Genomic DNA, 18,816 nt, shown 5'->3' on the forward strand with positions numbered 1-18,816 from the left:
AGGTCTGCGGTGCAATCTCCATGGACTCACACCACAGTTTTATTGAGCGAAGCGGTTGACGCATTGCTCGGTGCAGTGCCGTCTGCGTCAAGCGCCGACACGCCCCCTTTATTTGTGGATGCCACCTTTGGTCGTGGTGGGCACAGTCGCTTGCTGTTGTCAAAGCTGTCCGCCAATGCCCGGCTGATTGCTTTTGACAAAGACCCTGACGCACTGGCCGAGGCCGCCACCATTGAGGATGAGCGGTTTTCCATTCGCCACCAGGGCTTTCGCCATTTAGGCGAGTTACCGCCAGCCAGTGTGGCCGGGGTCTTGCTGGATCTGGGCATCAGCTCCCCACAGATCGACAACCCGGCACGGGGTTTTAGTTTCAGATTTGAAGGCCCGTTGGATATGCGCATGGATACCACGCGCGGTATGAGTGTGGCCGAATGGTTGGCTGATGCAGAAGTTGATTCAATAGCGGAGGTGATACGTGAATATGGTGAAGAACGGTTTGCTAGCCCCATTGCAAAGGCGATTGTTGCGCGCCGACAGACTCGGGGCCCCCTTGTCTCCACCTCTGAACTGGCCCAGCTCGTGGCTGACACGGTCAAAACCCGCGAGTCGGGCCAGAACCCTGCAACGCGCACATTTCAGGCTTTTCGGATTTTCATCAACGCCGAGCTTGAAGAGCTGCAACAGGCACTAGAAGCCTCATTACACGTGCTACAGCCCGGTGGCCGTCTGGTGGTGATCAGTTTTCACTCACTGGAAGACCGTATCGTCAAACAATTCATCGCCAAACATTCCAAAGAAATTTTTGACCGCCGCGCACCTTTTGCCGCCCCCCACGTCATGCAATTCAATGCATTGGCGCGGGTCAAACCCAGCGCAGCCGAAGTAGCTGCCAACCCGCGTGCGCGTAGCGCCATCATGCGGGTGGCCGAACGCACCGCAGCTGCAGCACCGGAGTTGCGCTCATGATGCGCTTGAATCTGGTGTTGCTGCTGGCGGTTGTCCTGAGCAGCCTGTATTTGGTGAACCTGCAATACGAATCCCGTCATTTGTATTCGGAGCTGGATCGCGCACAAGCCCAAGCCGGTCGCCTGGCCTCACAAAGCGAACGTTTACAAGTTGAAAAACGTGCGCAAGCCACTTCGGCGCGTGTCGAGAGTTTGGCCAAGGCCAAACTGCAAATGCGCGCCGCAACACCGGCCATCACCACTTATGTGGCCAATCCACAAAACGGCGCAACATCGGTATCCATGGCCCAAAGCAGCCATTCAACCAACGCCATGCCGGGCCATTTGCCATGAGCCGCAGCATCGCCTACACCTCCAGCCCGTTGCTGGCCAGCCCGACACCGGTATGGCGCAGCAAATTTATTGTGGCGAGCATTGCGCTGGGGTTTGCTGCGCTGGTGGGGCGTGCGGTTTACATCCAGGTGATTGAAAACGACTTTTTCCAGAAGCAAGGTGAAGTGCGCTTTGCCCGCACCCTGTCCTTACCCGCCAACCGGGGGCGCATTCTGGACCGCAACGGCGTGATTCTGGCCTCCAGCATTCCGGTGCCCAGCATCTGGGCCATTCCCGAAGACGTTCCGCGTGATCCGCAGGGCTTAAAAAAGCTGGCCGACCTGCTCAACATGAGCTTGCCAGAGCTGAACAAAAAGCTCGAAGATGAAGACAAGACCTTTGTCTGGTTACGCCGCCAGGTCGATGAGTCGGTTGGCAAAGAAGTGCTGGCCCTGGGTCTCAAAGGTATTTATGAGCGCAAAGAATACAAGCGTCAATACCCGGAAGGCGAAGCCGCGGCCCACGTGGTCGGCTTCACCAATGTGGAAGACAAAGGCCAGGAAGGCATGGAACTGACCTTTAACAAGGAATTGGGCGGCCGTGCCGGTTCCCGGCGCGTCATCAAGGACCGCATGGGCCGGGTGGTGGAAGATGTACGCGAGCAAATTGCCCCGGTGGATGGGCGCGACCTGCAGCTCAGCATTGACAGCAAAGTGCAGTTTTTTGCCTACCAAACCCTGAAAAACGCCGTGCTGGAGCACAAGGCCAAAGCGGGCAGCGTGGTGGTGCTGGATGTTCAGACCGGCGAGGTACTGGCACTGGCCAACTACCCCAGTTTTGTGCCCGACAAACGGCAAAACCTCAGCGGCGCACAGTTGCGCAACCGGGCGCTGACCGACACCTTTGAGCCCGGCTCCACCATGAAACCCTTTGTGATTGCAGCCGCACTGAACAAAGGCATGGTCACCCCCGAGACCCCCATTCAAACCGCCCCAGGGCGCTTGACCATTGGCAGCGCCACCATCAGCGACTCACATGCGCACGGCATACTGACGGTCAGCGAGGTGATCCAGAAGTCCAGCAACATTGGCACCGCCAAGATTGCCCTGCAAATGCCCGCTCACGACATGTGGGAGATGTACACCCAGGTCGGTTTTGGCCAAAAGCCCGACGTCCCCTTTCCCGGTGCCGTGAGTGGCCGCCTGCGCCCCTACAAAAGCTGGCGCCCGATTGAACAAGCCACCATGAGCTACGGTTATGGCATTTCGGTCAGCTTGTTCCAGCTGGCGCACGCCTACACCATCTTTGGTCGCGATGGCGATCTGGTGCCGATCAGCATGTTCAAGATCAACCAGCACACGCCAGGGACATCCGTGATTGAAGCCCGCCATGCGCTGGAGGTACGCAACATGCTGCATCTGGTGACCGGTCCAGGGGGTACTGCCCCCAAAGCCCAGACCATGGGCTATTCGGTCGGTGGCAAAACCGGCACCGCCCACAAGGTTGAAGGCCGTGGTTATGCCAACAAAAAATACCGCGGCGTATTTGCCGGACTGGCTCCTATTGATGCGCCGCGCATTGCGGTGGCGGTGATGATTGACGAACCCAGCAACGGTCAATATTTCGGTGGGGATGTGGCCGCGCCCGTGTTCAGCCAGACCGTTCAGCAAACACTCAAGGTGCTGGGTGTCGCGCCAGACATGACCGTCAAGCCACAAATCGTGACCCAGCCGGTGGAGGAAAGTTTCTGATGCCCACTCAACTCCACGCCCCGGAACAGGCCGTAGCCTGGTTACGCAGCCGCATCACGGGCGTGATTCGCACCGACAGCCGTCAGGTCGGCCCAGGCGATGGCTTTCTGGCCTGGCCCGGTGCGGCGGTGGATGCCCGTGTGCATGTGGCTGCCGCTTTGGCGGCGGGTGCCCGTGCCTGCCTGGTGGAACACCGTGGAAGCGAGGCTTTTGCCTTCACCGACGAGCGTGTCGCCACCTACCTGAATTTAAAACAGGACTGTGGCCAGATCAGCAGTGTCTGGTTTGCCCAGCCCAGCGCACAACTGGCCGTATTGGCAGTGACCGGCACCAATGGCAAAACCTCCAGCACCTGGTGGCTGGCTCAAGCGCTCTCAAATTTGAAGCACTTTACGCCTATTCCATGCGGAGTTGTTGGCACTTTGGGCATAGGAATCCCGCCCCATGTGGTCAGCACCGGCCTGACCACGCCCGACCCGCTGGCGCTGCAAGCCGCTTTTGCCGGATTTGTCGCCCAGGGTCACCAGGCCTGTGCCATTGAAGCATCGTCCATCGGCATTGAAGAACATCGCCTGGACGGCACACAGATTCACACGGCCGTGCTCACCAACCTCACACAAGACCATCTGGACTACCACGGTGATATGAGCCGCTACGGCGCGGCCAAAACCCGGCTGTTCGCCTGGTCAGGCTTGCGGGCTGCGGTGATCAATGTGGATGATCCGTTTGGCCAGGCCTTGGCCAAACAACTGGCCCAAACGCAACCGGCGCTGGACCTCTGGACCCTTTCCATGGCAGAAACCCCGGCCACCACCACGCGCTTGCAAGCCCAGGACATCCGTTATGAACCTTTGGGCGTAACTTTCGATGTGGTGGAAGGTACACAACGCCTGTCCCTGACCACCCAGCTCATCGGGGCTTACAACATTGCCAATGTGCTGGGCGTGATAGCCGCCATGCGCAGTCTGGGCGTACCACTGGCGGCAGCGGCCGAAGCCTGTCAACATTTGACACCGGTCCCCGGCCGCATGGAATGTGTCAGCGTACCCGGTCATGCCTTGGTGGCGGTGGACTATGCCCACACCCCGGACGCGCTGGCCAAAGCGCTGGAGGCCCTCCAACCCCTGGCGCGTGCACGTGGTGGGCAACTCTGGTGTGTATTTGGTTGTGGCGGCGACCGCGACACCCGCAAGCGCCCGCTGATGGGGGCCGTGGCCGCCACACACGCCCAACACGTGGTGGTCACCAGCGACAACCCGCGCAGCGAATCCCCCGATGCCATCATTAGCCAGATTTTGTTGGGCTTGACCGGTGTCACCGGGGTTCAGGTGGAGGCCGACCGGGCGCGCGCCATTACGCAAACCCTGACCCAGGCGGCAGCGAACGATGTGGTGCTGCTGGCCGGCAAAGGCCATGAGGACTACCAGGAAATCGCCGGACAGCGCCTGCATTTTTCGGACATTGAGCAGGTCCGGGCCGCCATCGGCGGATGCCCGGCCAACTCGCCACAGGAGGTGCACACATGAGTGCCATGATGACGATGGCGCAAATCGGTTCGTGGCTGGCACAAGCCCAGCCCGTGAACCTGGGTGCAGATCAAGCTGGTGTACAGATTCACCGCGTGCACACCGACACCCGCAGCATTGAACCGGGTGACCTGTTTGTGGCCTTGCGTGGTGAGCGTTTTGATGCCAATGACTTCCTGGCAGAGGCCCAACGCCAAGGGGCCGTTGCCGCCATTTGCCAGGGCGACACCGCAGCCGCCAAGCTGGCCCAGGCCGGCCTGCCCGGCTGGGTGGTGCCCGATGCCAAGCTGGCACTGGCCCAACTGGCAACCACATGGCGCGCCCAATTCAGCTTGCCGCTGATCGCCGTCACCGGCTCCAACGGCAAAACCACCGTGACACAAATGATTGCCAGCATCCTGCGCACCTGGCAGGGTGAAGCCAGCCTGGCCACCCAAGGCAATTTGAACAACGACATTGGGGTACCGCTGACCGTCCTGCGCCTGCGCGCGCAGCACCGCGTGGCGGTGGTCGAGCTCGGCATGAACCACCCCGGCGAAATTGCCACCCTGGCCGCCATTGCCCAGCCCACCGTGGCACTGGTCAACAACGCCCAGCGCGAACACCTGGAGTTCATGGGCTCGGTGGCCAGCGTGGCGCAAGAAAACGGCTCGGTGATTAACGCGCTGCCTGCCGATGGTGTGGCCGTCTTCCCCCTGGATGACGCTTACAGCGCACTCTGGAGCCACACCGCCGGCAGCCGCCAACAGGTACGTTTTGCCACCGATGCAGCCAACCACCCCAACCTGAGCGTTACTCAGGCGGTCTGGGCCGATGCGGCCTGGCAAGTCAGCGCCAGCACACCTGCAGGCACCTTGACCTACCGCTTGCACATCGCCGGCGAGCACAACGTCAAGAATTCCCTGGCGGCTTGTGCCTGCGCCCTGGCTGCAGGGGCGCCCTTGTCGACCATTGCGGCGGGCCTGCAGGCGTTTGAGCCGGTCAAGGGCCGCTCACGTGCACGACTGATCCAGCTTGATGGGCGTGCCGTCACGCTGGTCGACGACACCTACAACGCCAACCCGGACTCGGTGCGCGCAGCCATTGACGTGCTCGCCGCCCTGCCCGCGCCACGCCTGCTGGTACTGGGGGACATGGGTGAAGTTGGCAACCAGGGCCCTGAATTTCACCGCGAGGCCTTGCAGCTGGCGGTACAAAAAAATATAGAAAAAGTGCTTGTGATGGGCTCTGCTTCTGCGCAAGCAGCTATGAATTTTGATGATATTGAAGTGCATTCCGAGATGACTGATTTACAAACTGCCGTGTTATCTGCGCTGCCGGGTATCACCAGCGTGCTGGTCAAAGGCTCGCGCTTCATGAAGATGGAACGGGTGGTGGATGCCATCTGTGCCAAGGCTGACAAGGAGCCCGCCGCATGTTGATCTGGTTGACTCAATGGTTACAAAGCGTCTACCCCGATTTGGGGTTTTTGCGCGTATTTCAGTACCAAACCTTCCGTGCCGTGATGGCCGCCCTGACGGCACTGCTGATGGGGCTGGCCGCTGGTCCCTACGTGATTCGCCGCCTGACTGAGCTCAAGATTGGTCAACCGATTCGCGGCTACGGCATGGACACCCACCACGTCAAAAGCGGCACCCCGACCATGGGTGGTGTGCTAATCCTGCTGTGTATTGCGGTATCCACCCTGCTGTGGTTTGACTGGAGCAACCGCTTCGTCTGGATTGTGTTGCTGGTCACCCTGGGTTTTGGAGCGATTGGCTGGTCGGACGACTGGCGCAAGGTGGTCAACAAAGACCCCGAGGGTATGCCCTCCAAAGAAAAATACCTGTGGCAATCGCTGATTGGCCTGGTGGCAGCGCTCTACCTGGTGTTTTCCATCTCGGAGAACACCAACTACCGCGTGCTGGAGCTGTTCTTCACCTGGATTCAATCGGGTTTTGACATGAGTCTGCCGCCCAAGGCCGGGCTGATGGTGCCGTTTTTCAAGGAAATCAGCTACCCATTGGGCGTGCTGGGTTTTGTGCTGCTGACTTATTTTGTGATTGTCGGCTCCAGCAACGCGGTCAATCTGACCGATGGTCTGGACGGTCTGGCCATCATGCCGGTGGTGATGGTGGGTGCCTGCCTGGGCGTGTTTGCCTATGTGACCGGCAACGTGGTGTTCTCCCGCTACCTGTTTTTGCCACACATTGCCGGGGCTGGTGAGCTGATGATTTTTTGCTCGGCCATGGCCGGGGCCGGGCTGGCCTTCCTGTGGTTCAACACCCATCCGGCGCAAGTGTTCATGGGGGATGTGGGTGCCCTGGCGCTCGGTGGTGCCCTGGGCACCGTTGCGGTGATCGTGCGGCAAGAAATTGTGTTGGCCATCATGGGTGGCGTGTTTGTCGCGGAAGCCTTGTCGGTGATGCTGCAAGTGGCGTACTTCAAGTACACCAAAAAGCGTTTTGGGCAAGGTCGGCGCATTTTGAAAATGGCCCCGCTGCACCACCATTTTGAAAAGAGCGGCTGGAAAGAAACCCAGGTGGTGGTGCGCTTCTGGATCATCACCATGCTGCTGTGCCTGGTGGGCTTGAGCACTTTGAAGCTGAGGTGACTGTGAACACCCCCAACGACCGCCCATTCGCCGTGACGAACACTGAACACCCTGAGCCCATGGCACAGAGCAGTATGGCACCTGTGCACCCCTTGCACGGCATGTCGGTTCTGATTCTGGGCCTGGGCGCATCCGGCTTGGCCATGGCGCGTTGGTGTGCGCGTTGCGGAGCCCAGGTCACGGTCGCGGACACCCGCAGCGCACCACCTCAGCTCGCCACCTTGCAGCGCGACGTGCCCGCCGCACACTTTGTCGGTGGCCCCTTTTCTGCGGCACTGGTACAAGGCACCCAGGTCCGTGCCGTGTTCAAAAGCCCTGGTTTGAGCCCCCTTGAGGTCGCTCCTGTTTTCGAAGCTTCTCACGCAATAGGCATAAGCACTGCAGGCGAATTAGGCTTATTCTCCCAGGCTCTGACACAACTCGGGATCGAGCGGGCTTATGCCCCCAAGGTCTTGGCCATCACCGGCACCAACGGCAAAACCACCGTCACCTCGCTGACCGGGCAACTGGTGGAGCGCGCGGGCAAAAGTGTGGCGGTGGCCGGCAACATTGGCCCCACGCTGCTCGACACCCTGACCGAAAAACTGTTGGCCGATGCCCTGCCCGAAGTCTGGGTGCTGGAGTTGTCGAGCTTCCAGCTCGATGGCGACAAAACATTTGAACCCACCGCCGCCACGGTACTGAATATCAGCCAAGACCATCTGGACTGGCATGGCTCCATGGCCGCCTATGCCCAGGCCAAAACCGCCGTGTTTGGCCACAACGGCCTGATGATCCTGAACCGTGAAGACCCGCTGGTGATGGCCATGTTGCCCCCGCCGGTCAAAGTCAAGTTGCAAAAACCCCAGCAGCGTCCCTGCATCACTTTTGGTGGCAACCTGCCGCAGCGCCCAGGCGACTTTGGCATTGAAGTGGTCAACGGCATGACCTGGCTGGTGCGGGCGCTGGAGGCCGATGAAACGCTCAAGCCGCGCAAGGGCGAAGCGCCCGAGATCCACATCCAGCGCCTGATGCCAGCCGATGCGCTGCGCATCCGTGGTCGTCACAACGCCATCAATGCCTTGTCCGCATTGGCACTGGCCAGCTGTGCCGGTTGTGCCTTGGGGCCCATGCTTTATGGTTTGCGGGAGTACCGGGGTGAACCGCACCGCGTGCAGCCGGTGGGCACCGTTAATGGCGTCGAGTTTTTTGACGACAGCAAAGGTACCAACGTCGGTGCCACTGCGGCTGCGCTGCAAGGCCTGGGCGCAGACCGCCAGGTGGTGGTAATTTTGGGGGGTGAGGGCAAGGGACAAGACTTCAGCCCCTTGGCAGACCCGGTGAGTCGATTTGTCCGTGCCGTGGTGCTGATAGGTCGTGATGCGCCGCTGATTCGTGCCGCGCTGCAACAAACCCCTGTCCCCCTGTTGGAGGCCAGCAGCATGATGGAGGCCGTGACGCTGGCCCACACCCAGGCCCACGCCGGTGATGCCGTGCTGATGTCCCCGGCCTGCGCCAGCTTTGACATGTTTGACAACTACGCTCACCGTGCACAGGTGTTTGTACAAGCGGTGCAAGCCTTGGCCACGGATGCCGGTGTGGTTCTGGAGTCTGGTCTATGAGTCAGGTGGCTTCACGTCTTTCTGGCTGGCTGAGTCGACTGATGCCGACCAAAGCCACTGGCAGCGACGTGTTGCCGGTACGGGTGGGGGCGACTCGCTTGACCGCCACCCGTGCAGCCCCCTCGCAGGCACAAGACTTCGACCAGCAGCTGGTGTGGATCACCGTGGCACTGCTGCTGTGGGGTCTGGTGATGGTGTATTCCGCCTCGATTGCCATGCCGGAAAACCCGCGTTTTGCCAAATACACCCACACCTATTTTCTGGTTCGCCATGCCATGTGGCTGGGGATTGCTGGCGTTGGCGCCTTGCTGGCCTACCAGGTGCCTTTGTCGGTCTGGGAAAAATCGGCACGCCCCCTGTTTGTGGCATCGCTGGTGCTGCTGGCACTGGTACTGGTTCCCCATGTGGGCAAGGTGGTGTATGGCGCAAGGCGCTGGATCAGTGCCGGGCCACTGAGTTTTCAGCCCTCTGAACTGGCCAAGTTCACCATCCTGCTTTACGCGGCGGATTACATGGTGCGCAAGATGGAAGACAAAGAGCGCTTTTTCCGTGCCGTCTGGCCCATGGGTGCGGCCACCGCCATCGTTGGGGTGCTGTTACTGGCCGAGCCGGACATGGGGGCCTTCATGGTGATTGCCGTGATTGCCATGGGCATCCTGTTTCTGGGTGGGGTCAACGCCCGCATGTTCTTTTTGATTGTGTTTGTACTGCTTGGCGCATTTGCCGCCATCATTGCGTCAAGTCAATGGCGACGCGAGCGGATTTTTGCTTACCTCGACCCCTGGAGTGAAACCAATGCCTTGGCCAAGGGTTACCAGCTGACACATTCGCTGATTGCCATCGGGCGTGGCGAGATTTTTGGCGTGGGGCTGGGTGGCAGTGTGGAAAAACTCAACTGGCTACCCGAAGCACACACCGACTTCCTGCTGGCGGTGATTGGTGAAGAGTTTGGCTTGGTCGGGGTCCTTCTGGTGATTGGCCTGTTTTTCTGGTTGGTCAAACGCATGATGGACATCGGCCGCCAGGCGATTGCGCTGGATCGGGTGTTTGCCGGTTTGGTGGCACAAGGTGTCGCGGTGTGGATGGGGTTTCAGGCCTTCATCAACATGGGGGTGAATCTGGGTGCGCTGCCCACCAAAGGCTTGACCCTGCCGTTGATGAGCTACGGCGGCTCGGCTATTTTGGTCAATCTGGCCGCCATCGCCGTGGTGCTGCGCATTGACAAAGAAAACAGAACCCTCATGCACGGAGGCCGTGTATGAGGGTTCTGTTTCACCAAAATCGAACCCTGCGCGTAGCGCAGCAGGGCGCGCCAGCGGCCTGGTTGATGCATGGAGGGCGCGTATGAGCTCCGGCAAGAGTAAGTGTGCACTGATCATGGCCGGCGGCACAGGTGGCCACATCTTCCCCGGCCTGGCCGTGGCGCATGCCCTGCGCGAACGGGGCTGGCGCGTGCACTGGCTGGGGGGTACCGGCCACCCTGGACAACCCAGCATGGAAAGTCAGCTGGTGCCCGCGCAAGGTTTTGCATTCGAATCGATTGCGTTTGGCGGCGTGCGCGGCAAAGGGCTGACCACCCTGGCCCTGTTGCCCGTGCGCCTGCTCAAAGCCTTTTGGCAAAGTTTCCAGGTGGTGCGCCGCGTCCAGCCTGATGTGGTGCTGGGCTTGGGGGGCTACATCAGCTTTCCAGGAGGCATGATGAGTGTGCTGCTGGGCAAGCCACTGCTCCTGCACGAACAAAATTCGGTGGCCGGTCTGGCCAACAAAGTGCTGGCGGGTGTGGCAGATCGGGTCTTCACCGCTTTCCCCAACGTGATCCAGAAGGCGCAATGGGTGGGCAACCCCTTGCGCACCGCGTTCCTGAACCAGCCCGCACCGGAGTTGCGTTTTGCCGCGCGCAGCGGCCCCTTGAAATTGCTGGTGGTGGGTGGCAGCCTGGGCGCCAAGGCGCTCAATGACGTGGTGCCGCAGGCACTGGCGCTGCTGCCCCAGGATCGTCGCCCGCTGGTGATCCACCAAAGTGGCGCGAAACAAATTGAAGCCCTGCGCAGCAACTACGCTGCTGTCGGGGTGCAGGCCACACTGACCCCGTTCATCGACGACACCGCACAAGCCTTTGCCGATGCCGATCTGGTGCTCTGCCGCGCCGGGGCCAGCACCGTGACCGAACTGGCGGCAGTGGGGGCTGCGGCGCTGTTTGTGCCCTTCCCGGCTGCGGTGGACGACCACCAGACCCGCAACGCCCGCTTCATGTCAGATGCCGGGGCCGCCTGGCTGGTGTCACAAAGTCAGTTGACATCTGCGGCATTGGCTGAAATGCTATCAAATATAGAGCGTTCTGCGCTTTTAAATAAAGGGCTAGAGGCAAAAAAACTTCAAAAAGTTGAGGCTACGGAGGCGATCGTGGCTGCCTGTGAGGAGTTGGTGAAATGATCCATACCTTTGCCCGGCTGGCGGCGTGTTCTTCCCCCCCCTATCCCCCCGCCCTTTCCACCCCCGCCGGGGCGGAAAGGGAGCCTAACAGCCCTATTTGGCCATGTGTTTTAAGGGAGCGAGTTCAACGCGATTGGTCAACGGGGCGCTCTGGGTGTCAGTTTGCCAACGACAGGCCGTGCGCGGGGGCGTTGGCGAATGGTTTTCCAGCGCGAATATCGGTGCGCCCCACACCGCCCAGTTGGCCGTGGTCTGGTACGTCTTCACTTCAAAGCGTTGGCCAAATATGGCTGTTGGCTCCCCTTTCCGCCCCGGCGGGGGTGGAAAGGGGCGGGGGGGATAAGGGGGGATTGAAGCGCCCAAACGTCCAACACCGCCTCAACCCAATACTCAAACCAACAGCAATTAATTGGAATCCGACCCCAATTAAGAAATTACAAACACCATGAAACACGCCATCAAACACATCCACTTTGTCGGCATTGGTGGTGTCGGCATGTCCGGCATCGCCGAGATTTTGTTCAACCTGGGCTACACCATTTCCGGCTCGGATCAGTCCGACAGCGCCACCCTGCAACGCCTGGCGAGCCTGGGCATTCACACCCACATTGGACACGCGCCAGAGCACATCCTCGGGGCCGATGCCGTGGTGACCTCTACGGCGGTGCAAGCCGACAACCCTGAAGTGGTCGCGGCACGGCACAACCGCATTCCGGTGGTGCCGCGCGCCCTGATGCTGGCCGAGTTGATGCGGCTGAAAAACGGCATCGCCATTGCCGGTACCCACGGCAAAACCACCACCACCAGCCTGGTCGCCAGTGTGCTGGCCGAGGCCGGGCTCGACCCCACCTTTGTGATTGGCGGGCGGCTCAACAGCGCGGGCTCCAACGCCCGCCTGGGCAAGGGTGATCACATCGTGGTGGAAGCGGACGAGTCCGATGCCTCGTTTTTGAACCTGCTGCCGGTGATGGCGGTGGTGACCAACATCGATGCCGACCACATGGAAACCTATGGTCACGATTTTGAGCGGCTGAAAAAAGCCTTCATCGATTTCCTGCACCGTATGCCGTTTTATGGCACCGCCATTTTGTGTACCGACGATGCAGCGGTGCGCGCCATCGTGCCACACGTCACCTGCCCGATCACCAGCTACGGTTTTGAGGATGGCTCGGAAGTGCGTGCCGTGAACGTACGCGCGGTGGATGGGCAAATGCATTTCACGGTGCAACGCCGCAACGGCGTGGTGATGCCTGACCTGGACGTGGTGCTGAATCTGCCTGGCCGCCACAACGTGCTCAACGCACTATCAGCCATTGCGGTGGCGGTGGAGCTGAACATTGACGATGCCGCCGTGTTGCGCGCGCTGGCAGGCTTCAAAGGTGTCGGGCGGCGTTTCCAGCGGCATGGCGAGTTGCCGGTCAGTCCGGCCTTGGGCGGAGGTCACTTTGCCCTGGTGGAAGACTACGGTCACCACCCGGTGGAGATGGCCGCCACACTGGCGGCGGCACGCGGGGCTTTCCCTGGCCGCCGTCTGGTGCTGGCCTTCCAGCCACACCGCTACACCCGCACCCGGGATTGTTTTGAAGACTTTGTCAAAGTCATTGCCCAGGCGGATGCCGTGCTGCTGTCCGAGGTGTACGCCGCTGGCGAGCCCCCCATCGTGGCCGCCGATGGCCGCAGTCTGACTCGCGCTCTGCGTGTGGCCGGGCGTATTGAGCCGGTGTTTGTGGACAACATTGCCGCCATGCCACAGGCCATTCTGGACACCGCCAAAGACGGTGACGTGGTGCTGTGTATGGGTGCCGGCTCCATTGGTGCCGTGAGTACCAAGGTGGTCGAGATGACCAATTCACTACAAATTTCAGAGCTATCCACGCAATCAGGACGGGCGCTATGAGTCAATTTAATCTAAAAAATGAAAAGGTGGCGGTGCTCATGGGTGGTGCCTCCGCCGAGCGCGAGGTGTCCCTCATGTCAGGCAGCGGGGTGCTGCAGGCGCTGCAAAGTCTGGGCGTGAATGCCCAGGCATTTGACCCGTCTGAACGCGACATGGGCGCACTCAAACAAGAGGGCTTTACCCGTTGTTTCATTGCCCTGCACGGCCGCTTTGGCGAAGACGGCACGGTGCAAGGTGCGCTGGAGTTGCTGCGTATTCCCTACACCGGACCGGGCGTGATGGCCTCCAGCATTGCCATTGACAAGCTGATGACCAAACACATCTGGCTGGCTGATGGCCTGCCAACCCCGGCATGGAAAAAGGTGGACAGCGTGGCCGCGACACGCGTTGCCTTTGCCGAGCTGGCCGCAGCCGGTCAACCCATGATCGTCAAACCGGCGCGCGAAGGCTCCACCATTGGGCTGACCAAAGTGACATCCCTGGAGCAGTGTGACGCGGCCTTTGCCCTGGCTGCCGGCACACATGACGAAGTGTTGTGTGAGCAATTCATCGCTGGCGACGAGGTCACCGTCCCCGTATTGGGAACCGGGGCACAAGCCCGCGCGCTGCCGGTGATCCGCATCCAGGCCCCGGATGGCAATTACGACTACCAGGCCAAATATTTCACCAACGACACCCGTTACCTGGTGCCTTGCGGCCTCCCCGAAGGGGAAGAAGCACACATCCAGCAACTGGTGCTGCAAGCCTTCAAAAGCCTGGGCTGTCGCGGCTGGGCCCGCGCTGACGTGATGATTGATGCCACCACCCGCCAACCTTATCTGCTGGAAATCAACACCAGCCCGGGCATGACCAGTCACTCGCTGGTGCCCATGTCCGCCAAAGCGGCCGGCATCAGCTACCCTGAACTGTGCCTGCAGGTGCTGACACTGGCCAGTCTGGACTACACCGCCGAATGAACACCGTCAAGTCATTACCGCTGGACATCAAGCTCATGAACAGGGTAGCCTCCGCCCTGTTTGGGCTGCTGGCGCTGATGCTCGTCGGTGTGGTCCTGGCCTGGGTCATGCGCCTGCCCATGTTCAACATCCGCGGGGTAAGTGTGGTGGGGGATGTGGTGCATTACAACGCCCTCACCCTCAAAGCCAATGTAATTCCGCGCCTGCATGGTACTTTTTTCACGCTCGACGTGGAGGCTGCACGCCAAGTATTTGAAGACATGCCATGGGTGCGTCAGGCCGTGGTGCGCCGGGACTTCCCCAACCGTCTCCTGGTGCAATTGCAGGAGCACCAGGCCGTGGCCTATTGGGGCGCAGAAGGTGATTCACGCCTGGTCAACAGTTATGGCGAGGTGTTTGATGCCAATCTGGGCGAGCTGGAAAAAGACGACTTGCCGCGCCTGAACGGCCCAGAGGGCCAAAGTGCACAAGTGCTGGCCATGCACCGCACATTACAACCGCTGCTAACCCCGATGGATCTGACACTCGACCAGCTTGAAGAAACCCCCCGCGGCGGCTGGCGTGCGCAACTTGACACCGGGACCGTGCTGGAGTTGGGCAGTGGCAGCACACCTGAGCTGGTGGCCCGCATCGAACGCTTTCTGAAAACGGTGACACAGGCGACTTCCCGCTACAACCGCACCGTGGAACAACTGGCTTCAGCCGATTTACGGCATACGGATGGGTACGCCATCCGGCTCAACGGCGTAAGCACGCTTGACGGTAACGACATCAAAAAACGGTAATGCAAAGCAACAGGTGACGTAATGGCAAAAGAATACAAAGATTTGATCGTCGGGCTGGACATCGGCACTGCCAAGGTCATGGTGGTGGTGGCCGAAGTGATGGCTGACGGTAACCTCAAGCTGGCGGGTTTGGGCGTAGCCCCCAGCAACGGCTTGAAGCGCGGCGTGGTGGTCAACATCGATGCCACGGTGCAAAGCATTCAGCAGGCCCTGAAAGAGGCCGAGCTGATGGCCGACTGCAAGATCACCCGCGTCTACACCGGCATCACCGGCAGCCATATCCGCGGCATCAACTCCCACGGCATGGTGGCCATCAAAGACCGCGAGGTCACCGCGGCCGATGTGGCCCGCGTGGTGGAAACCGCCAAGGCCATCAACATCTCAACCGACCAGCGCCTGCTGCTGGTGGAGCCGCAAGAGTTCATCATTGACGGGCAAGACGTGAAGGAACCCATCGGCATGAGCGGCATCCGTCTGGAGGCCAAGGTGCACATCGTCACCGGGGCACAAAGCGCGGCAGAGAACATCATCAAATGTGTGCGCCGCTGTGGTCTGGAGGTGGAGCAGCTGATGCTCAACCCGCTGGCCAGCAGCCTGTCGGTGCTGACCGAAGACGAACGCGAACTGGGTGTGGCGCTGGTGGACATTGGCGCGGGCACGACCGACCTGGCGATCTTCACCGGCGGGGCGATTCGCCACACCGCCGTGATTCCGATTGCCGGGGATTTGATCACGAGCGACATTGCCATGGCCTTGCGCACGCCGACCAAGGACGCGGAGGAAATCAAGGTCGAAAACGGCTACGCCAAGCAGTTGCTGGCCGACCCCGAGGCCCAGGTGGAAGTGCCCGGCCTGGGGGATCGTGGCCCGCGCATGCTCAGCCGCCAGGCGCTGGCCGGTGTGATTGAGCCCAGGGTGGAGGAAATTTTCAGCCTGGTGCACCAGGTGATGCGCGAGTCGGGCTTTGAAGAAATGCTCTCCAGCGGCATTGTGCTGACCGGTGGCAGCTGCATCATGCCCGGCATGGTGGAGCTGGGTGAAGACATTTTCCTGAAACCGGTGCGCCGGGGGATTCCCAAATACCGTGGCGCATTGTCCGACATGGTGGCCCAGCCGCGGGCGGCCACCGTGATGGGCTTGCTGGAAGAAGCCCGCATGGCCCGTTTGCGTGGTTTCAAGGTATCACAGAAAAACGGTTCCATGAAGACCGCGTTTGGTTCCATCAAAGACTGGATTGTGGGGAATTTTTAACATGAAGTACCCACTTTGGCTCACCCGTGCCGGCCCACCCGAACGATGGCAATGCATGCATTCACCACCTGATCCGGTTTCTGTTTTGACAAAGCCACATTGTTTTGATTTATTTTTTGCAAATACACCCCTAGGAGCACAGTATGTCCATTGAACTCATTGATGAAGAAGCCTTCAACCAAGGCACACAAATTAAGGTTATCGGCGTGGGTGGCGGCGGTGGCAATGCCGTAGGGCACATGATTGCCAGCGCCGTTCAAGGCGTGGAATTCATTTGCGCCAACACCGACTCTCAAACCCTGAGCAAAAGTGATGCACATCGCATCATCCAACTTGGAACCACCGGTCTGGGTGCTGGCGGCAAGCCCGAGAGAGCCCGCGAAGCGGCCGAATTAGCACTGGACGATATTCGTTCCGCAATTTCCGGGGCGCATATGCTGTTCATTACGGCAGGCATGGGTGGCGGCACCGGTACGGGAGCTGCCCCGGTGATTGCCCGCATCGCACGTGAGATGGGCATCCTGACGGTGGGTGTTGTCACCAAACCGTTTGAATTTGAAGGCAAACGCCGCATGGACAACGCCGATGGCGGCTTGGCCGAGCTGGAAGCCAATGTGGATTCACTGATCGTGGTGCTGAACGAAAAGCTGCTTGAAGTGCTGGGCGACGATGCCACGCAAGACGAAGCCTTTGCCCATGCCAATGACGTGCTGAAAAACGCCGTGGGTGGCATTGCCGAAATCATCAATGTGCCAGGACATGTGAACGTTGACTTTGAAGACGTGCGCACCGTCATGGGTGAGCCTGGCAAAGCCATGATGGGCACAGCGCTGTCCTCCGGCCCGGATCGTGCCCGCATTGCTGCCGAACAAGCTGTGGCTTGCCCACTGCTTGAAGGTATTGACTTGTCTGGAGCCAAAGGCGTGCTGGTACTGATCAGCGCGGCCAAGGGCTCACTGAAGTTGAGCGAGTCCAAGCTGGCCATGAACACCATACGCGCCTACGCATCACCTGACGCGCACGTGATTTACGGCACCGCCTATGACGATGCTTTGGGCGACCAGATTCGCGTGACGGTGGTCGCAACCGGTCTGAGCCGCAGTCGCCCCAAACTGCAGGTGATGCCCAACAGCCTGCCCCAGACGGTGGTGTTGCGCACCGGTACGGACAACGTGCCTTTTAGTGTGCCTACGCTGGACAACCCGGCAAGTGTCAGCTCAGGCAGCAGTGTGGGCGGTGGCAATACCCCAGGCCGCACTCAGCCTGACTATGGCTCCATGAGCACCCCCAGCGTCTGGCGCACGCGTGACCGTACTTCTGCCGCCGCCAAGGTCGACGCGCTTTCCAGCGGTGGCATGGATGATTTTGAAATCCCGGCATTTTTGCGCAAGCAGGCTGATTGAGAACACTCGCCCACCCTGCCCGTTGAGCGGACTTTACCCAGGGCAGGCCCTCCCTCGATGGGAGCCCTGGGTCAACCAGATCAGGATATAGATCAGTGGTGTTGGGCCAACAAATAATCCCACAGTGCCTGAGCATCACGTTTGGGCACCTCACCCAAACCACGCCCTCCCAAGTTGGCTGGTTTGAATGTTTCGCGGTGTGAAGGCCGCTCACGGTAGGCCCTCACCTCCATGGTGATGTGCATGTCTTTCAGGTCTGGTGGTGCGGCACTGACCAGTTTTTGGGCACGCAATTCTTTCTGTACCGCACTGGTCGGTAAAAATGCGATGCCATGCCCTTCCAGCGCCATGGCCTTGAGACCCTCGGCCATATCGGTTTCATAAACACGATCAAAGTGGATGGGGGCGCTGCAGCGCTTGAGGATCAACTCCACCATTTGTCCCAGGTAGGCGCCCTGTGCATAGCCCAGATAAGGCAAAGGTTTGGTGGGCTTGCCAGGCAGCTCATACAACGGGTGGCCGTGGGCATCGGGCTTCACATAAGGAGCCACCAATTCCTCCCCAAGGCTCACCATTTCATAACGCTCGGTATCCAGTTGGTAAGGCTGAGAAGGGTGATGGTAAGCAATGAGCAAATCACAACTCCCCTCCACCAGCCGCATCACCGCGTCGTGCACATTCAGGGCAATCAAACGACTTTTGATCGGGCCAAAGCTGTCGCGCAGCCTCGACACCCAGGCCGGAAAAAAGGTAAAGGCCAGTGTGTGCGGCACGGCAAACTCAATCACGTCTTGCGCTGCTGTGGCATGACCGCGCAGCATGGCACGGGTGGTTTGCAAGGCCTGCAGCACCTCCAGCGCCTGCGCATACAGCGTCTCGCCTGCCGGGGTCAGGCGCGTGGGGTAACTGCTGCGGTCGACCAAATCAGAGCCCGCCCAAGCTTCCAGGGACTGAATACGCCGAGAAAACGCAGGCTGCGTCACATGGCGCAGTTGCGCCGAACGGCTGAAACTGCGGGTTTCAGCCAGACTGACAAAATCTTCAAGCCATTTGGTTTCCATGAGCTTTCCACATTCAGGATCAATTCGGGTGAAAGACACACCCACCAACTTCTCAGCGCCGGGCGCACACGTTGGGCAGCGACGGCAAAGTGGCAATCATATGCGGGCAGCCCAGGTGGTGCCTGCGGCTTGAAATGCTCTATTTTTGAGAGCTGCTTACGCAACAGACGCAAGCGCTGAAGGCTTATTTCTTGGTGGCGCGTATCTCCCCAGGTTTGACCATGGCCGCAGCCAGCGATTGATAGCTACTCCAGGCGACCTCCGGGCTGCGATACTTTGCCT

General features: G+C 60.1%; 15 protein-coding genes. 14 read left to right on the top strand and 1 reads right to left on the bottom strand.

Annotated elements, in window-relative coordinates:
• The first annotated feature begins 9 nt into the window (after positions 1-9).
• From rsmH to ftsZ, 14 genes are all read left to right on the top strand, one after another.
• Positions 10-966, top strand: coding sequence for a 16S rRNA (cytosine(1402)-N(4))-methyltransferase RsmH (gene rsmH / locus LDN84_RS19710; protein WP_223905147.1), 957 nt, complete (start codon positions 10-12; stop codon positions 964-966).
• The gene (gene ftsL / locus LDN84_RS19715) at positions 963-1,298 is read left to right on the top strand and encodes a cell division protein FtsL (RefSeq protein WP_223905149.1); all 336 of its coding nucleotides are present in this window, start codon (positions 963-965) and stop codon (positions 1,296-1,298) included. The genes rsmH and ftsL overlap by 4 nt, the downstream gene beginning before the upstream one ends.
• Positions 1,295-3,028, top strand: a complete 1,734-nt coding sequence (locus LDN84_RS19720) for a peptidoglycan D,D-transpeptidase FtsI family protein (RefSeq protein ID WP_223905151.1) — start codon at positions 1,295-1,297, stop codon at positions 3,026-3,028. Before ftsL ends, LDN84_RS19720 begins: the two co-directional genes overlap by 4 nt.
• Positions 3,028-4,554 carry a UDP-N-acetylmuramoyl-L-alanyl-D-glutamate--2,6-diaminopimelate ligase gene (locus LDN84_RS19725; RefSeq protein ID WP_223905153.1) on the top strand — a complete coding sequence of 509 codons (1,527 nt, stop codon included), beginning with the start codon at positions 3,028-3,030 and terminating at the stop codon, positions 4,552-4,554. The genes LDN84_RS19720 and LDN84_RS19725 overlap by 1 nt, the downstream gene beginning before the upstream one ends.
• Before the next feature lie 5 nt (positions 4,555-4,559).
• Positions 4,560-5,975, top strand: a complete 1,416-nt coding sequence (locus LDN84_RS19730) for a UDP-N-acetylmuramoyl-tripeptide--D-alanyl-D-alanine ligase (RefSeq protein ID WP_223913182.1) — start codon at positions 4,560-4,562, stop codon at positions 5,973-5,975.
• On the top strand, positions 5,969-7,147 hold the full coding sequence (gene mraY / locus LDN84_RS19735) for a phospho-N-acetylmuramoyl-pentapeptide-transferase (RefSeq protein ID WP_223905155.1): 1,179 nt from the start codon (positions 5,969-5,971) through the stop codon (positions 7,145-7,147). Before LDN84_RS19730 ends, mraY begins: the two co-directional genes overlap by 7 nt.
• Positions 7,148-7,206: 59 nt before the next feature.
• A complete protein-coding gene (gene murD / locus LDN84_RS19740) occupies positions 7,207-8,748 on the top strand; it encodes a UDP-N-acetylmuramoyl-L-alanine--D-glutamate ligase (RefSeq protein WP_223913196.1) in 1,542 nt (513 codons plus the stop codon).
• Between the two features lie 41 nt (positions 8,749-8,789).
• A complete protein-coding gene (ftsW, locus tag LDN84_RS19745) occupies positions 8,790-10,010 on the top strand; it encodes a putative lipid II flippase FtsW (RefSeq protein ID WP_223913199.1) in 1,221 nt (406 codons plus the stop codon).
• 82 nt (positions 10,011-10,092) lie between these two features.
• Positions 10,093-11,181, top strand: a complete 1,089-nt coding sequence (murG, locus tag LDN84_RS19750; RefSeq protein ID WP_223905156.1) for an undecaprenyldiphospho-muramoylpentapeptide beta-N-acetylglucosaminyltransferase — start codon at positions 10,093-10,095, stop codon at positions 11,179-11,181.
• 445 nt (positions 11,182-11,626) lie between these two features.
• Positions 11,627-13,078 carry a UDP-N-acetylmuramate--L-alanine ligase gene (murC, locus tag LDN84_RS19755; protein WP_223905158.1) on the top strand — a complete coding sequence of 484 codons (1,452 nt, stop codon included), beginning with the start codon at positions 11,627-11,629 and terminating at the stop codon, positions 13,076-13,078.
• Positions 13,075-14,034 carry a D-alanine--D-alanine ligase gene (locus tag LDN84_RS19760; RefSeq protein ID WP_223905160.1) on the top strand — a complete coding sequence of 320 codons (960 nt, stop codon included), beginning with the start codon at positions 13,075-13,077 and terminating at the stop codon, positions 14,032-14,034. The genes murC and LDN84_RS19760 overlap by 4 nt, the downstream gene beginning before the upstream one ends.
• Positions 14,031-14,819 (top strand): cell division protein FtsQ/DivIB, encoded by a 789-nt coding sequence (locus LDN84_RS19765; protein WP_223905162.1) that lies wholly within the window; start codon positions 14,031-14,033, stop codon positions 14,817-14,819. Before LDN84_RS19760 ends, LDN84_RS19765 begins: the two co-directional genes overlap by 4 nt.
• A 21-nt stretch (positions 14,820-14,840) precedes the next feature.
• Positions 14,841-16,070, top strand: a complete 1,230-nt coding sequence (gene ftsA, locus LDN84_RS19770) for a cell division protein FtsA (protein ID WP_223905164.1) — start codon at positions 14,841-14,843, stop codon at positions 16,068-16,070.
• A gap of 143 nt (positions 16,071-16,213) precedes the next feature.
• Positions 16,214-17,473: a cell division protein FtsZ gene (ftsZ, locus tag LDN84_RS19775; RefSeq protein ID WP_223905166.1), complete on the top strand. Its 1,260-nt coding sequence runs from the start codon at positions 16,214-16,216 to the stop codon at positions 17,471-17,473.
• A 92-nt stretch (positions 17,474-17,565) separates the two neighbouring features.
• On the opposite strand, the gene LDN84_RS19780 is transcribed toward ftsZ, so the two are convergent.
• The gene (locus LDN84_RS19780) at positions 17,566-18,534 is read right to left on the bottom strand and encodes a LysR substrate-binding domain-containing protein (protein WP_223905168.1); all 969 of its coding nucleotides are present in this window, start codon (positions 18,532-18,534) and stop codon (positions 17,566-17,568) included.
• Between the last annotated feature and the right edge of the window lie 282 nt (positions 18,535-18,816).

This window comes from Rhodoferax lithotrophicus (assembly GCF_019973615.1).
Taxonomy (GTDB): Bacteria; Pseudomonadota; Gammaproteobacteria; order Burkholderiales; family Burkholderiaceae_C; genus Rhodoferax; species Rhodoferax lithotrophicus.

What these genes read in the sequence shown, in the direction of transcription:
- ftsL (WP_223905149.1), top strand. Translation starts at nt 963, where the DNA reads ATGATGCGCTTGAATCTGGTGTTGCTGCTGGCGGTTGTCCTGAGCAGC.
- LDN84_RS19720 (WP_223905151.1), top strand. Translation starts at nt 1,295, where the DNA reads ATGAGCCGCAGCATCGCCTACACCTCCAGCCCGTTGCTGGCCAGCCCG.
- LDN84_RS19725 (WP_223905153.1), top strand. Translation starts at nt 3,028, where the DNA reads ATGCCCACTCAACTCCACGCCCCGGAACAGGCCGTAGCCTGGTTACGC.
- LDN84_RS19730 (WP_223913182.1), top strand. Translation starts at nt 4,560, where the DNA reads ATGATGACGATGGCGCAAATCGGTTCGTGGCTGGCACAAGCCCAGCCC.
- mraY (WP_223905155.1), top strand. Translation starts at nt 5,969, where the DNA reads ATGTTGATCTGGTTGACTCAATGGTTACAAAGCGTCTACCCCGATTTG.
- murD (WP_223913196.1), top strand. Translation starts at nt 7,207, where the DNA reads ATGGCACAGAGCAGTATGGCACCTGTGCACCCCTTGCACGGCATGTCG.
- ftsW (WP_223913199.1), top strand. Translation starts at nt 8,790, where the DNA reads ATGCCGACCAAAGCCACTGGCAGCGACGTGTTGCCGGTACGGGTGGGG.
- murG (WP_223905156.1), top strand. Translation starts at nt 10,093, where the DNA reads ATGAGCTCCGGCAAGAGTAAGTGTGCACTGATCATGGCCGGCGGCACA.
- murC (WP_223905158.1), top strand. Translation starts at nt 11,627, where the DNA reads ATGAAACACGCCATCAAACACATCCACTTTGTCGGCATTGGTGGTGTC.
- LDN84_RS19760 (WP_223905160.1), top strand. Translation starts at nt 13,075, where the DNA reads ATGAGTCAATTTAATCTAAAAAATGAAAAGGTGGCGGTGCTCATGGGT.
- LDN84_RS19765 (WP_223905162.1), top strand. Translation starts at nt 14,031, where the DNA reads ATGAACACCGTCAAGTCATTACCGCTGGACATCAAGCTCATGAACAGG.
- ftsA (WP_223905164.1), top strand. Translation starts at nt 14,841, where the DNA reads ATGGCAAAAGAATACAAAGATTTGATCGTCGGGCTGGACATCGGCACT.
- ftsZ (WP_223905166.1), top strand. Translation starts at nt 16,214, where the DNA reads ATGTCCATTGAACTCATTGATGAAGAAGCCTTCAACCAAGGCACACAA.
- LDN84_RS19780 (WP_223905168.1), bottom strand. Translation starts at nt 18,534, where the DNA reads ATGGAAACCAAATGGCTTGAAGATTTTGTCAGTCTGGCTGAAACCCGC.